This window comes from Pseudomonas sp. S12(2018) (assembly GCF_024355235.1).
GTDB classification, from domain to species: domain Bacteria; phylum Pseudomonadota; class Gammaproteobacteria; order Pseudomonadales; family Pseudomonadaceae; genus Aquipseudomonas; species Aquipseudomonas palmensis.
This window is the reverse complement of sequence record NZ_QLAD01000012.1, coordinates 22393-36911: the sequence shown is the minus strand read 5'-3', so window position 1 is coordinate 36911 and position 14519 is coordinate 22393. Positions and strand designations below refer to the sequence as shown.

The window sequence follows — 14519 nt, the reverse complement described above, 5'->3', positions numbered from 1 at the left end:
GCCAACCGGTTGCTGCTGCAGCAGCAGGCATTCCACAGCCCCCTGCTGCACCACTAGCAACCCACCCCGAAACACCCGATAAACCCCATGTAAATCAACAGCTTGCAAACATGGCACAAACCCTGCTCTAGCCCCGTATCAGCCACACTCGGGGAGCCACACCATGCATCAGCTTCATCCACTGGCCAGGGGCATCGGCCTGGGCCTGCTGCTCGCAGGCACCAGCACCGCCCACGCCGACGACAGCACCACGCCGGCACTCAAGACCGTCACCGTCACCGCACAACACCGCGAAGAAACCCTGCAGGAAGTGCCGGTGGCGGTCAGCGCGGTCCAGGGCACCAGTATCACCGCCGACGGCGTGCGCGCCATGGGCGACATCACCACCTTCATCCCCAACGCCTCGGCCAAGAACCCCGATGGCGATGGCCGCCCGCGCTGGTACATCCGCGGCCTGGGCACCGGCGACACCGGCGCCGCCACGGTCTACCCGGTGGGCATCTATGCCGACGACGTCTACCTCAACGCCCCCGTCGCCGGCGGCGGCCCGCTGTTCGACCTGGAGCGCATCGAGGTGCTGCGCGGCCCTCAGGGCACCCTGTACGGCAAGAACACCACGGCGGGGGCAGTCAACGTGATCTCGAAAAAGCCCACCTTCGACACCGACGGCTTCGGCACCATCGGCTTTGGCAGCAAGAACGAACGCATCCTCAACGGCGCCCTGGGCGGCACCCTGGTGGACGAACGCCTGGCCGGCCGGGTGTCGCTGTATTCCGAGGAGCGCGACGGCTTCACCCACAACCTGACCAACGACCAGACCTATGGCGACGTCAACAAGAAGGCCGTACGCGTACAGTTTCTGGCCAGGCTCAACCCGGACCTGGAGGCGCTGTGGAAGCTCCACGGGCGCCAGTTCAAGGGCGATGGCAGCAGCGGTTCGCTGCCGCTGGGCACCTATTACAACGTCGGCTACCAGCGCCCCCAGGGGCGGCGCATCGAGCTGAACGTGGACGAGCACTCCAAACTCGACCACGACGGCACCTCGCTGACCCTGAACTGGGACATCGGCGACTACCGGCTGACCTCCATCACCGCCTACGACTCTATCCGCCAGCAGTCGCTGACCGACGCCGACTACACCCCCTACGAGGTCAACGGCGCGAGCGACACCGACAACCGCTACGACCAGTACTCGCAGGAATTTCGCCTGGCCTCCCCGCAGCAGGAAACCCTGCGCTGGATGCTCGGCACCCATTACTTTCACGAAACCCTCGACAGCACCGACCGGCGTTTCGTGACCCCGGGCCCGACGCCCAACGGCAGCGGCTCCAACCAGATCGGCGGGGTCGACCTGAGCAGCCTCGACTACACCCACAAGACCGACAGCTACGCGCTGTTCGGCAACCTGGCCTATGACCTGAGCGACAACTTCACCGTGACCGGCGGGCTGCGCTGGACCACCGAGAAAAAGAGCATCGACCTGGACCTGGCCCAGCTCACCCGCACCAGCGCCAACGGCCCGCTGGTGCCGCTGGGCGCTGCGGGCGCCAACGGCAACCGCGACGAGAGCAAGCGCTGGGACGCCTGGACCTACGATGTGACGCCCGAGTACCGCATCAACGACAACCTGCGGGTGTTCTTTCGCTATGCCCACGGCTTTCGCTCCGGCGGCTTCAACACCGGCCTGTCGAGCAACCTGGCGCAGCTGACCACGGTCGACCCGGAACAGCTCGATGCCTACGAGCTGGGCCTGAAATCGGAGTGGTTCGACCACCGCCTGACGGTCAACGCCAACCTGTTCTACTACGACTACCAGGACATCCAGGTCAACCTGCTGACGGTCAACAGCGGCGTGCTCACCACCGCGCTCACCAACGGTGCCAAGGGCAAGGTCAAGGGCGCGGAGCTGGAGATCGAGGGCCAGCCCACCGACTACCTGCACCTGCGCGCGGCGGTGTCGTTCCTGGACACCGAGTACACCGACTTCAAGAACGTCAACCCCACCACCGGCGAAGTGACCGCCGACTACAGCGGCAACAGCTTCGTGCGCTCGCCGCGCAACGTGGTGTCGCTGGGCGCCGACTACACCATCCCGCTGGCGATCGGCGGCAAGCTGGTGGCCGGCGCCGACGTGAGTTTTCGCGACAAGGAGTACTTTCTGGCCAACCGCCAGAGCAGCGCCGAGCCGACCCTCAGCCAGCCCCACTACACCCTGGCCAACAGCCGCCTGACCTGGTTCAGCGCGGATGAAAAGCTCAGCGTGACCGGCTTCGTCAACAACCTCACCGACCGCCGCTACCAGGTGCACGGCCGGCCCAACGGCCCCCAGGGCCAGTACGTGCTGACCTACGGCGACCCGCGCACGGTCGGCGTCAGCGTCACCAGCCGATTCTGATCGAACGCGCCGGCGGCAGGCTGCCGGCGCACTTCAACTGCCTTGCAAGGAGTACACCCCATGTTGCGTCCCACCCCCTTGGCCGGCGCCATCGCGCTGGTCATCGGCAGCGTTGCCGTGCCCGAATGCTCTGCCCAGGCCGCACCCGGCGCGGATGACAAGCTCGATACCGTGGTCGTGGTCGGCACCCGCCGCAGCGACGTCACCGCGCTGCAAAGCGCAGCCCCGGTGGATGTGCTGAGCGCCGAAAAGCTGCAGGACACCGGCGCCAGCGACCTGTCCGGCGCACTGACCGCCCTGTCGCCCTCGTTCAGCTTCCCGCAGTCGCCCCAGGGCGCGTTCGCCGGCTCCATCGCCCAGGGCGCCTCGCTGCGCGGCCTGGCGTCGGACCAGGTGCTGGTGCTGGTCAACGGCAAGCGCCGCCATACCAGCGCCAACGTGACCCGCCAGGGCCTGGCCAACGGGCGTGGCGCAGCGGCCGTGGACCTGAGCCTGATCCCGCTCAGCGCGGTGTCGCGGGTGGAGATCCTGCGCGACGGCGCCGCCGCCCAGTACGGCTCGGACGCCATCGCCGGGGTGATCAACATCGTGCTCAAGGAGAACGACGACGGCGGCAACGTGGGCTATCGCTTCGGCGGCTACGACAAGGGCGACGGCCTGCAGCGCAAGCTCAGCGGCTGGAAGGGCCTGGCCCTGCCCAACGATGGCTTCCTGACCCTGAGCTTCGATGCCGGCAGCCAGGACCCGGCCAGCGACACCAACCCCGACAACCGGATCTTCTACCCCGGCAGCACCAGCACCGATACCCCGCGCGAGCAGAACAACCGCTACCGCACCTGGCGCTGGGGCTCGGGCAATGTCTCGGACCAGTACAACCTGGTGGCCAACAGCGAAATCGGCCTGGGCGAAGGGCTGACCGCCTATGGCTTTGCCACCTATGCGCACAAGAACACCGACGCCGACGGCTTCTTCGACCCGCCCACCACCCTGGCCCGCAACTACGGCAGCGATGCGCTGCGCCGCTACCCGGACGGGCGCCTGCCGGTCACCCGCTACAACCTCCAAGACTATGCCATGACCGGCGGCCTGCGCTGGGAGGACGAAACCCTGGGCACGTTCGACCTGGCTGCCAACTACGGCAACGACACGTTGAAGTCCACCGACCGCAACGCCATCAACCCCAGCTGGGGCACGGCCAGCCCGTCGAGCATCTACACCGGCGAGCGCGAGAACCAACAGACCAACCTGACCCTGGACTGGGTGCGCGACTTCCCCACCGACCTGCTGGCCAGGCCGCTGACCCTGTCGGCGGGCCTGGCCTGGCGCAAGGAGAACTACCACCTGGGCGCCGGCGAGGCGGCCGGCTGGCAGAACGGGCCGCTGTTCGGCAGCCTGGACCCGGTCAGCGGGCGGCCGATCCCCGGTTACTACTCGGGCATCACCAACGTCGATGCCGCGTCGCTGGAGCGCAAGGTGTTCGGCGCCTATGTCGACCTCGAAGGGCAGCTCACCGACAAGTTCCAGGCCGGCGTGGCGCTGCGCTCGGAGCATTACTCGGACTTTGGCGACACCACCAACGGCAAGCTGTCGCTGCGCTACGACTTCACCCCGCAGATCGCCGCACGCGGCAGCCTCAGCACCGGCTACCGCGCCCCTTCGCTGGTGCAGAGCGGGCTGTCCTCGTTCAGCGTGCAGGTGGTGGAGCAGCCACCTGGCAGCGGCAACTGGGTCGAGGTGCAGCAGCGCACCCTGCGTGCCGACAGCCCCGAGGCCGCGCTGCTGGGCGGGCGCGCGCTCAAGCCCGAAGAGTCGACCAACTACTCCCTGGGCCTGGTGTGGCGCCCGCTGGCCAACGCCTCGGTGACCGTGGACGCCTACCGCATCGACATCGACAACCGCATCACCCTGTCCGACCAGTTGCCGGCCAACGTGGTGGGGCCGATCTTCGCCGGTACGCCGTATGCCAACATCCAGAGTGCGGCGTTCTATACCAACATTGCCGACACCCGCACCGACGGCATCGAGCTGGCCGGCCAGTACCAGTGGGACCTGGCGCAGTACGGCCGGCTGGACCTGAACGCCGGCTTCGCCAAGACGCGCACGCGCATCACCGAACTGCGCGATGCCGGCGGCATTGCCGGCAACCAGATCGTCGGGCGCGCCACCCAGGGCCTGATCGAGCACGGCACCCCCGACACCAAGCTGACCCTCAGCGCCAACTGGCTGTACCAGAACTGGGGCGTGACCCTGACCCAGCGCCGCTACGGTGAATGGCAGAGCCTCAATGCCAGCAACCCCGACCTGGACCAGACCTTCAGCGCGCAGTGGATCACCGACCTGGACCTGAGCTACCGCTTCGACCAGGGGCTGAAGGTCTCGGTGGGTGCGATCAACCTGTTCGACAGCCACCCCGACAAACTCGAAGGCCAGACCCTGTACGGGGTGCAGAAGTACTCGATCACCTCGCCCGAGGGCGCCCAGGGCGCGTTCTACTACACCAGCCTGAGTTACGACTTCTGAGTTTTGTCCGACAATAAAATTGAGCTGGATCAACGTTTGGCGTGATGTATGGCACTTAGCCTTCATCCACTGCGACAGCGCTTCTATAGTGTGGCGGGAACCACGTTCCCCCCACTCTAAGGAGCGTTCATGCTGCGCGTACTTTCACTGGAAAACCTCACCGTCACCCGCAAACTGGCACTGGGCTTCGGGCTGATGCTGGCCCTGGCGGTGTGGTTGGCCGCCACCGGCCTCAAGGGGTTGCACAACGACAAGACTTCGTTCGAGCGGATCAACCGACTGAGCACCCTGTTCGACGAAACGGTGTTTGCCCGCGAGGCCAACTACCAGTACGCGCTGGCGCCCCAGGCCGCCCACCTGGACACCCACCAGACCCACCAGCAGGCCTTGCACAGCGCACTGAACGCGGTGCTCGAGGACGTGCAGCGCGGCGCCTGGCCCGCCGAAGACCTGCAGACCGTGCAGCAACTGGCCGACGGCCTGCAGGGCTACATCACCACCCACCAGGCCGCCCTGGCCCTGGACCCGCCCGACAGCGCCCGGGTGGTGCAGGCCAACGCCCTGCTGGCCGACCTGCAGGGCAGCATCAACGTGCTGTACAAGAAGGAAGAGGAGCGCGCTGCCGCCAGCGTGGCCACGGTGGTCTCGATTCTGCTGGGCGTGACCGTCGCGACCCTGGTGCTGGGCACCCTGATCGCCTGGCTGATCGGCCGGCAGATCGTGCGCCCGCTGCGCCAGAGCCTGGAGGCGGCCGAGCGCATCGCCCACGGCGACCTCACCGTGCAGCTGGACAGCCATCGGCGTGACGAACTGGGCCAGCTGCTGCGCGCCATCGGCGACATGAGCCAGCGTCTGCGCGAGGTGATCACGCGCATTGGTCACGGCTCCTCGCAACTGGCGGTATCGGCCAGCCAGCTGGCCACCATCACCACCCAGACCCAGGCCGGCACCGACAGCCAGCGCAGCGACACCGACCGGGTCGCCACCGCCATGAACCAGATGACCTCGATGGTGCAGGCCGTGGCGCGCAACTCCGAAGACGCGGCCCAGGCGGCCCGCCAGGCCGACGAGGAAGCCAGCGGCGCCTCGGGCATCTCGCGCAATGCCATCGTGCAGATCGAGGCGCTGGCCGGCGAGGTCGGGGTGTCGGCCGAGTCGATGAGCCGCCTGCACCAGGAAATCGACCGTATCGCCAGCGTGCTCGGGGTGATCAAGGCCGTGGCCGGGCAGACCAACCTGCTGGCGCTCAATGCCGCCATCGAGGCGGCGCGTGCCGGCGAGGCCGGGCGCGGCTTCGCAGTGGTGGCCGACGAGGTGCGCAGCCTGGCCCAGCGTACCCAGCAGTCTTCCGAGGAGATCGAGCACCTGATCGGCGAGTTGCAGCGCATTGCCAACGAGAGTACGCAGATCATGCAGTCCAGCGTGGAGCAGACCCAGTCGACCGTGACCGGGGTGCGCAACACCGGCGATGCGCTGGCGGCGATCACCCGGCAGGTCTCGGACATCCAGCAGATGAGCCTGCGCATCGCCAGCGCCGCCGAAGAACAGACCACGGTGGTCGAGGAAATCACCCGCAACGTGCTGCATGTGCGCGAAACCGCCGACCAGTCGGCACTGGCCAGCAGCGAGATCGCCAGCTCCAGCGTCGAACTGGCGCGCCTGGGCAGCGACCTGCAGAGCCTGGTGGTGCATTTTCGCACCTGACGGCTCGCGGCACGGGCTGCGGCGCAGGGCGCGGGCAGGTGAAGGGGGAAAACGGATTGACTCCGTTTCCTGGCTGACCCAAGCTTGCCCCACCCCGCCTGCCCGGATGCCGCATGTCAAAACCGCGCCTCTATACACTGCTCAGCCTACTCGTGCTGCTCGTCATCGGGCTGGGCTACGGCTGGCTGGGTGACGCCCCGGCCCCCGCGCCGGCCCCCAGCCATGGCTACACCAAGGCGCTGACCATGGCCCATGAAGGGCAGCCGGGGGCGGCGCGGGTGCTGTACCAGCAACTGGCGCGCGCCGACCTGTCGGGCATTCGCCGCGCCAGCCTGCATGCCGAGCTGCCCAACTACCCTTCGCCGCTGGCGCTGAAGCTGGCCGACCAGGACCTGAGCCACGACGACCCGCTGGTGCGCCGCGCGGCGATCGCCAGCATCAGCGCGCTGGTGCCGGCGCCGCAGCGCAGCGTGCTGCTGGGGCCGATGCTCGAAGACCCCGAGCAGAGCGTGCGCTTTGCCGCGGTCGATGCGCTGCTGGGGCTGGGCCCGGACGATGTCGGCCTGTACTACGGCCCGCTGCAGCAGGCACTGGAGCAGTACCAGCAGGCCTTGCTCAAGCAGCTCGACGATGCCGCAGCCCAGGTGCACCTGGCCCGGCTGTACGTGCACGAGGGCCATGACGACGAGGCGGCGCAGGCACTGGAGCGAGCGCTGGCGCTGGCCCCCGACGACCTCGAGGCACTGGCGGCCAAGGTGCGCCTGCTCGACAGCCAGGGCCACGCCGATGCCTCCCGCGAGCTGCTGGCCCAGGCGCTCAAGCGCCACCCAGACTCGGCCTTCCTGCAACACGAGCTGGGCCTGTGGCTGATGCGCCACGACCAGCACGAATACGCGCTGCTGGCGTTCGACCGGGCCCTGGCGCTGGACCCGGACAACGCCGAGTATCGCTATACCCTGGCGTTGACCCTGCACAGCCTGGAGCAGGTCGAGGTGGCGCAGAAGCAGCTCGAAACCCTGCTCGCCCGCCAGCCGGCCAACCGCAAGGCGCGGGTGCTGCTGATCGGCTACTGGAAAGAGACCGGCCAGCTGCAGAACGTGCAGGTGCTGCTGGCCCAGCTGGAGCAGCAGAACCCGGACGATCCGCTGGTGCAGCAAGGCCTCTGAGGCCCCTCGTCCGGGCTCCCGCAAGCGTTTTGAACCCCGCCGAAAGTGGCGTGTCCAGTGATAGTGCATGGATAAAAAGGCAATCGCCTGGCTGTGCGTTATCAAAGGAGATCGCCCGTGAACAATTCGGTGCCAAACGGCGAACGCGCACTGATACTTGCCCCGCCCACCCTCAGCCGCCTGGCGCTGAACCTGTTCGACGAAGCCGGCATACAGGCGCTGGCCACCCGCGACCTGGACGAGATGGCCGATGCCCTGGGCCAGGGCGCGGGGCTGGCCATCATCGCCGACGAGTCCCTGGGCGGCTTCGTGCAGTCGCCCGTGCACAACTACCTGCGTACCCAGCCCGCCTGGTCGGACCTGCCGGTGGTGCTGCTGACCAGCCCGGCCCGGGCGCCGGACGCCGACCTGCACACGGCGCTGGGCAACCTGTTCCTGCTGGCATGCCCGTTCCAGCCCAGCGGCCTGCTGGCCCTGACCCACGCTTCGCTGCGCGCCCGCCGTCGCCAGTACCAGGCCCAGTACAGCGCGGCCCGCCTGCAGGACCTGGAGCAACGGGTGGAAGAGCAACTGCGCCACCTGCGCGAAGACGAACAACAGCTGCGCCACACGCAGAAGATGGAAGCCATCGGCCAGTTGGCCGGCGGTGTGGCCCACGACTTCAACAACCTGCTTACCGGCATCGGCGGCAGCGTGGAGCTGATCCGCCGGCGCCTTGCCCAGGGCCGCCAGGAAGACCTGCCCAAGCTTATCGACATGAGCCTGGGGGCGGTGCAGCGCGCCGCCAGCATGACCCACCGGCTGCTGGCATTCTCCAGCCGTCAGCCGCTGGATGCGGGCCCGGTCAGCCTGGCCAGCCTGCTGGACGGCGACCAGCTGCGCGCCCTGCTGACCCCACAGATCGACCTGCAGGTCAGCCTCGACGCCGACCTGTGGCACATCGAGGTGGACGCGCAGCAGTTGCGCGAAGCCATCGACAACCTGCTGAGCAACGCCCGTGATGCCATGCCCAACGGCGGTGAGCTGCGCATCCACGCCGGCAACCGTCGCCAGGGCAAGCCGTTGCCTGGCGGGCATCCGCTGGCCAGCGGCGACTATGTGCTGCTGAGCGTGCACGACAACGGCTGCGGCATGCCGCAAAGCAGCGTGGACCGCGCCTTCGACCCCTTCTTCACCACCAAGCCCATCGGCCAGGGCACCGGGCTGGGGCTGTCGATGGTGTATGGCTTCAGTCGCCAGTCCCAGGGGCACGTGGCGCTGTACAGCAGCATCGGCCATGGCACCCAGGTCGAGCTCTACCTGCCGCGGCATGTGGGGGATGTACAGGGCGCGCCAGCGCCCGCCCCCGGGCCGCCGCCGGAGGCCAATGGCAGCAACCGCGTGCTGATCGTGGAAGACGACCACACGGTGCGCCAGCTGGTCCACGAGACCCTCGCCGAGCAGGGCTACCAGTGCTGCGAGGTGGCCGACGCCAGCCTGGCACTGTCGGTTCTGCGCTCCGACCGGCCGATCGACCTGCTGATCAGCGATGTGGGGCTGCCGGGGATGAACGGGCGCCAGCTGGCGGAGATCGCGCGCAAGCTGCGCCCGGGGCTGAAGGTGCTGTTCATCACCGGCTACGCCGAAAACGCCACCTCGTGCCGGGGCTTTCTCGACCCGGGCATGCAGATGATCAACAAGCCTTTCAAGTTCACCCAGCTGACGCGCAAGGTGGCGCAGATGCTCGGCCCGGGCAACGCCCCATGAGCCTGCCCCAGCCCCCGCCGGTGGCCGGCCGGCAGATCACCGAGCACGCCGTGCGGGTGCTTACGGTGAATGTGCACAAGGGCTTCAGCGCGTTCAACCGGCGTTATGTGCTGCCCGAGCTGCGCGAGGCCGTGCGCAGCCAGGACGCCGACCTGGTGTTTCTGCAGGAGGTGCTGGGCAGCCACCGTGGCCATGCCAGCCGCCACCCGGACTGGTCCCACGTGCCGCAGTACGAGTTCCTGGCCGACAGCCTGTGGCCGCAGTACGCCTACGGGCGCAACGCGGTGTACCCGGACGGCGAGCACGGCAATGCGCTGCTGTCCAAGTTCGCCATCCGGCATTACGAAAACCTCGATGTGAGCGTGACCGGCAGCGAGCGCCGCGGCCTGCTCCACGCCGTGCTCGATGTACCCGGCCAGCGCCCGCTGCATACCGTGTGCGCGCACCTGGGGCTGGATGAGCGCCAGCGCGTCAAGCAGTTGCGCCTGCTGTGCCGGCTGCTGGAAAGCCTGCCCGCCGAAGCGCCGGTGATCGTGGCGGGCGACTTCAATGACTGGCGCCAGCGCGCCGACCAGCACCTGGCCGGCTGCGGCCTGGTGGAGGTGTTCACCCAGGCCCACGGGCGCCCCGCACGCAGCTTTCCGGCGCGCTGGCCACTGCTGTGCCTGGACCGTATCTATGTGCGCAACGCCCAGGCCCGGCAACCCCGGGTGATGGGGCGCAAACCCTGGTCGCACCTGTCAGACCACTTGCCGCTGTTCGTGGAGGTACTGCTATGAAGGCCGACTGGCGCGAGGATAACGAGGTGCAATTGCTGATCAATGGCGAGGCGTACTTCCCGGCCGCCTTCGAGGCGATTGCCAATGCCAGGGAGCAGGTGCTGCTGGAGACCTTCATCATTTTCGAAGACAAGGTCGGCAAGCAGCTGCAACAGGTATTGATCGAGGCAGCGCAACGCGGCGTGCAGGTGGAGGTGCTGGTGGACGGTTATGGCACCGCCGACCTGAGCAACGCCTTTCTGCTGGCGCTGAGCCAGGCCGGTGTGCACCTGCAGGCGTTCGACCCGAGCCCGCGGCGGCTGGGGCTGCGCACCAACCTGTTCCGCCGCCTGCACCGCAAGATCCTGGTGATCGACGGGCACACTGCCTTTGTCGGCGGAATCAACTACAGCGCCGACCACCTGGCCGACTTCGGGCCGATGGCCAAGCAGGACTACGCCGTGCGGGTACGGGGGCCGATCGTGGCCGACCTGCAGCAGGCCACCCTGACCCTGCTCGACGCCCAGCGCGCCCGCCCTGTGCGGCCCCGGGGCTGGTGGCGCCGGGCGCCGCCGATCAGTGCCGACAGCGTGCAGACGCGCATGTGCCTGTGCATCCGCGACAACGCCGAGCACCCCACCGACATCGAGCAGCACTACATGCGCGCCATCGTCACCGCGCGCGAACGGATCATCATCGCCAACGCCTATTTCTTCCCCGGCTACCGGATGCTGCGGGCCCTGCGCAATGCGGCCCGGCGTGGCGTGGACGTCACCCTGATCCTGCAGGGCATGCCCGACATGCCGCTGGTGCGGCTGTGCTCGCGCATGCTCTACAACTACCTGCTGCGCGACGGCGTGCGCATTCACGAGTACTGCGAGCGCCCGCTGCACGGCAAGGTCGCGGTGGTGGACCGCGAGTGGTCCACGGTTGGGTCGAGCAACCTCGACCCGCTGAGCCTGTCGCTGAACCTCGAGGCCAACCTGGTGATCCGCGACCAGGCCTTCAACCAGCTGCTGGGCGAGCACCTGCAGGCGCTGGCCCACAGCCAATGCAAGCCGGTGACCCTGCAACGGGTGCTGCGCGGCTACTGGTGGCGCGCGCCGCTGATCTTCATGGCGTTCCACTTCACCCGGCTGTTCCCGGCCATCGTCGGCTGGCTGCCTGCGCACCAGCCCCGGCTCAAGCCGCTGCAGCCGCCAGCGGCGCTGCAGGAGCCGCTGTCATGAAGCTTTCCGGCACACACTGGCAATGGGCGCGCCGGGCCCTGACCCTGGCGTTCTTCATCCTGATACCGACATTGCTGTTCATGTTGCTGCGCAACCAGGACTGGGGCGAGGTGCGTCACGCCCTGGTGTCCTACCCGCCCGGGGTGTTGCTGCTGGGCGGGGCGATTGCGGCGTGCAGCTTCGTGCTGTTCAGCTGCTATGACCTGCTGGGGCGGCGCTACACCGGCCACCAGCTGCCGGCGCGCCAGGTCGTGCCGCTGGCCTTCGTGTGCTACGCGTTCAACCTGAACCTGAGTGCCTGGGTGGGCGGGGTTGCCCTGCGCTATCGCCTGTATTCGCGCCTGGGCCTGGATGTACCGACCATCAGCCGCCTGCTCGGGCTGGGCCTGGTGACCAACTGGCTGGGCTACCTGCTGGTGGCCGGCAGCCTGTTCGCCTGTGGCCTGCCGCGCCTGCCGGCGGGGATGGAGATCGGCACCGGCGGGCTGCGCGTGATCGGTGTGCTGATGCTGCTGGCCGCTGCGGCCTACCTGGGCGCCTGCGCGTTCGCCAGGCGCCGCAGCTGGCAGGTGCGCGGGCAGATGCTCACGCTGCCGGGCATCCGCCTGGCACTGCTGCAGGCCGTCATGGGGGCATGCAACTGGCTGCTGATGGGGCTGGTGATCTACACCCTGCTGCCGGACAAGGTGGGCTACCCGAGCATCGTCGGGGTGCTGATGATCAGCAGCATTGCCGGGGTGATCACGCATATTCCGGCAGGCCTGGGGGTGCTGGAGACGGTGTTCATCACCCTGCTGCAGGGCCAGTACGCCAAAGGCACCCTGCTGGCGGCGCTGATTGCCTACCGCGTACTGTACTTTCTGCTGCCGCTGCTGGTGGCCTGCGTCGTCTACCTGCTGCTGGAGCGCGTGGCCAGTCAGGGCGCCGGCGTGCCGGCCCCCGGCCCGCGCGACTCGGCGCGCTGAAGCATGGCCTTGACCTTGCGCTGCAGGCGGTCCAGCGGGAAGGGCTTGGTCAGCAGTTCCACCCCCGCCTCGAGGGTGTCGCGCTGGGCGATGGCTTCGTCGGTGTAGCCGGTGATGAACAGTATGTTCTGCTGCGGGTTGTGCCGGCGCACCTCGCTGGCCACCTGGCGCCCACTGAAACCGCCGGGCAGGCCGATGTCGGTGATCAGCAGGTCGACCGGCGGGCCGGCCAGGCACGCCGCCAGGCCTGACCGGCCATCCACGGCCTCGATCACGTCGTAGCCTTCCTGTTGCAGCACCTCCTTGATCAGCATGCGCAGGGTCGGTTCGTCATCGATCAGCAGGATCCGCCCCTTGCCCCGCACGCTGACCTTGGCCGGCACCGGTACGCTGGCCGCAGACTGGCTGTCGGCGCCACAGTAGCGTGGCAGCACCAGCCTGATGCGGGTGCCGCCGGTATCGGACGCCTCGATCCACACCCGCCCGCCCGACTGACGCACGAAACCGTACACCATCGACAGGCCCAGGCCGGTGCCCTGGCCCACGGGCTTGGTGGTGAAGAAGGGTTCGAAGGCGCGCTCCATCACCTGTGGGCTCATGCCCTGGCCGTCGTCCTCGACCGTCAGCGAGCAGTAGTCGCCAGGGGGCAGGCCGTCCCTGCCTGCGACCCGGGCATCGTAGCGTTCGTTGCCGGTACTGATGGTCAGGCGCCCGCCGGCGCGCATCGCATCGCGTGCGTTGATGCACAGGTTGAGCAAGGCGTTTTCCAGCTGGTTGGCGTCCACCAGGGTGCGCCACAGCTGCGGCTCGACCTTCAGCTGCAGGGCGATGTCCGGGCCCAGGGTCTGGCGGATCAGGGCGTCCATGCCGTGCACCAGGGCATTGAGGTCTGCCGGGCGCGGGTCGAGGGGCTGGCGCCGGGCGAACGCCAGCAGGCGGTGGGTGAGCACCGCCGCGCGCTGGGACGCCTCCTTGGCGGCGGCGATGTAGCGATCCAGGCCGTCCAGCTGACCACTGCCGATACGCCGCTCGATCATTTCCAGGCTGCCGCTGATGCCGGTCAGCAGGTTGTTGAAGTCGTGTGCCATGCCGGCGGTCAACTGGCCCACGGCATCCATCTTCTGGCTCTGGCGCAGCAGTTCCTCGGCTTGCACCAGGGCCGCGGCGCGCTCCTGGTCCAGGGTGATGTCGTGGCCGATGGCGGTATAGATGCCGGTGCTGGGCACGATCGACCAGTTGAACCAGCGGTAGTGGCCGTCGCGGTGACGGTAGCGGCACTTGAAGCCCTGCACGGTCTGCCCGGCCCGCAGTTGCTGGTGCACCGCTTCGATGCCCGGCCGGTCGTCGACATGGCACAGCTCCAGCACCGGCCTGCCGATGAACGAATCGTCCCAGCCCAGCAGCTCGCGACCGCAGGCATTGATGGCGTAGATCTGCAGGTCTTCGCGCACCAGCATCATGATGTCGCTGGACAGCTCCCAGATGCGCTCGTGGTCTGCGGTCTGCTCCATGATCTTCTGTTCGAAGGCATCGGCGCGTTCGCGCCACACCTGCTCGTTTCTGACCGTCTCGGTGGTTTCGAACACGGTGTTCAGAAAGCCCGCCACCTGGCCGGACTCGTCGCGCACCGGGCTGTAGCAGAAGGTGAAGTACGCCCGCTCCACGTCCCCGTTGCGGTCGGTATCGAGCGCGAAGTTTTCCATGAACACCGCTTCGCCGGCGTAGGCCCGCTTCGCCAGGGCGCTGATATCGTCCCACACGTCGCTCCAGATCACGCTCAGCGGCTTGCCCAGCGGCGCCGGCTTGGCGCCGAGCAAGGGCACGAACGCGTCGTTGTGGATGCTGATCAGCTCGGGGCCCCACACCAGGCAACCCGGAAACTTGGAAGCCAGCAGCATGTCCACGGCGATGCGCAGCGAAGCCTGCCATTGCGGCGCCGGCCCCAGGGCGGTGCGGCTCCAGTCGAACTGGCGTACCGCATCGCTCATGCCGCCCGACAGGTTCGGGGCCGCTTCAGAGTGGGGGGTGTGCATGAT

The 14519-nt window shown here is 68.0% G+C and carries 9 protein-coding genes; 8 read left to right on the top strand and 1 reads right to left on the bottom strand.

Annotation, left to right across the window (positions count from 1 at the left end):
• Positions 1-163 precede the first annotated feature (163 nt).
• From DN388_RS23680 to DN388_RS23645, 8 genes are all read left to right on the top strand, one after another.
• Positions 164-2395 (top strand): TonB-dependent receptor, encoded by a 2232-nt coding sequence (locus DN388_RS23680; protein ID WP_255002400.1) that lies wholly within the window; start codon positions 164-166, stop codon positions 2393-2395.
• A gap of 60 nt (positions 2396-2455) precedes the next feature.
• Positions 2456-4915 carry a TonB-dependent siderophore receptor gene (locus tag DN388_RS23675; RefSeq protein ID WP_255002397.1) on the top strand — a complete coding sequence of 820 codons (2460 nt, stop codon included), beginning with the start codon at positions 2456-2458 and terminating at the stop codon, positions 4913-4915.
• 129 nt (positions 4916-5044) lie between these two features.
• On the top strand, positions 5045-6619 hold the full coding sequence (locus DN388_RS23670; RefSeq protein WP_043862919.1) for a methyl-accepting chemotaxis protein: 1575 nt from the start codon (positions 5045-5047) through the stop codon (positions 6617-6619).
• A 113-nt stretch (positions 6620-6732) separates the two neighbouring features.
• On the top strand, positions 6733-7785 hold the full coding sequence (locus DN388_RS23665) for a lipopolysaccharide assembly protein LapB (RefSeq protein WP_054915374.1): 1053 nt from the start codon (positions 6733-6735) through the stop codon (positions 7783-7785).
• A 117-nt stretch (positions 7786-7902) separates the two neighbouring features.
• Positions 7903-9531 carry a response regulator gene (locus DN388_RS23660; protein ID WP_088515376.1) on the top strand — a complete coding sequence of 543 codons (1629 nt, stop codon included), beginning with the start codon at positions 7903-7905 and terminating at the stop codon, positions 9529-9531.
• The gene (locus tag DN388_RS23655; protein ID WP_255002393.1) at positions 9528-10310 is read left to right on the top strand and encodes an endonuclease/exonuclease/phosphatase family protein; all 783 of its coding nucleotides are present in this window, start codon (positions 9528-9530) and stop codon (positions 10308-10310) included. Before DN388_RS23660 ends, DN388_RS23655 begins: the two co-directional genes overlap by 4 nt.
• Entirely contained in the window at positions 10307-11518 is a 1212-nt protein-coding gene (clsB, locus tag DN388_RS23650) for a cardiolipin synthase ClsB (RefSeq protein WP_255002391.1), read from the top strand. The genes DN388_RS23655 and clsB overlap by 4 nt, the downstream gene beginning before the upstream one ends.
• Entirely contained in the window at positions 11515-12483 is a 969-nt protein-coding gene (locus DN388_RS23645; protein WP_255002389.1) for a lysylphosphatidylglycerol synthase domain-containing protein, read from the top strand. Before clsB ends, DN388_RS23645 begins: the two co-directional genes overlap by 4 nt.
• On the opposite strand, the gene DN388_RS23640 is transcribed toward DN388_RS23645, so the two are convergent.
• Positions 12435-14516: an ATP-binding protein gene (locus DN388_RS23640; RefSeq protein ID WP_255002387.1), complete on the bottom strand. Its 2082-nt coding sequence runs from the start codon at positions 14514-14516 to the stop codon at positions 12435-12437. The genes DN388_RS23645 and DN388_RS23640 overlap by 49 nt on opposite strands.
• Positions 14517-14519 lie beyond the last annotated feature (3 nt).

What these genes read in the sequence shown, in the direction of transcription:
- clsB (WP_255002391.1), top strand. Translation starts at nt 10,307, where the DNA reads ATGAAGGCCGACTGGCGCGAGGATAACGAGGTGCAATTGCTGATCAAT.
- DN388_RS23640 (WP_255002387.1), bottom strand. Translation starts at nt 14,516, where the DNA reads ATGCACACCCCCCACTCTGAAGCGGCCCCGAACCTGTCGGGCGGCATG.
- DN388_RS23670 (WP_043862919.1), top strand. Translation starts at nt 5,045, where the DNA reads ATGCTGCGCGTACTTTCACTGGAAAACCTCACCGTCACCCGCAAACTG.
- DN388_RS23645 (WP_255002389.1), top strand. Translation starts at nt 11,515, where the DNA reads ATGAAGCTTTCCGGCACACACTGGCAATGGGCGCGCCGGGCCCTGACC.
- DN388_RS23680 (WP_255002400.1), top strand. Translation starts at nt 164, where the DNA reads ATGCATCAGCTTCATCCACTGGCCAGGGGCATCGGCCTGGGCCTGCTG.
- DN388_RS23675 (WP_255002397.1), top strand. Translation starts at nt 2,456, where the DNA reads ATGTTGCGTCCCACCCCCTTGGCCGGCGCCATCGCGCTGGTCATCGGC.
- DN388_RS23665 (WP_054915374.1), top strand. Translation starts at nt 6,733, where the DNA reads ATGTCAAAACCGCGCCTCTATACACTGCTCAGCCTACTCGTGCTGCTC.
- DN388_RS23655 (WP_255002393.1), top strand. Translation starts at nt 9,528, where the DNA reads ATGAGCCTGCCCCAGCCCCCGCCGGTGGCCGGCCGGCAGATCACCGAG.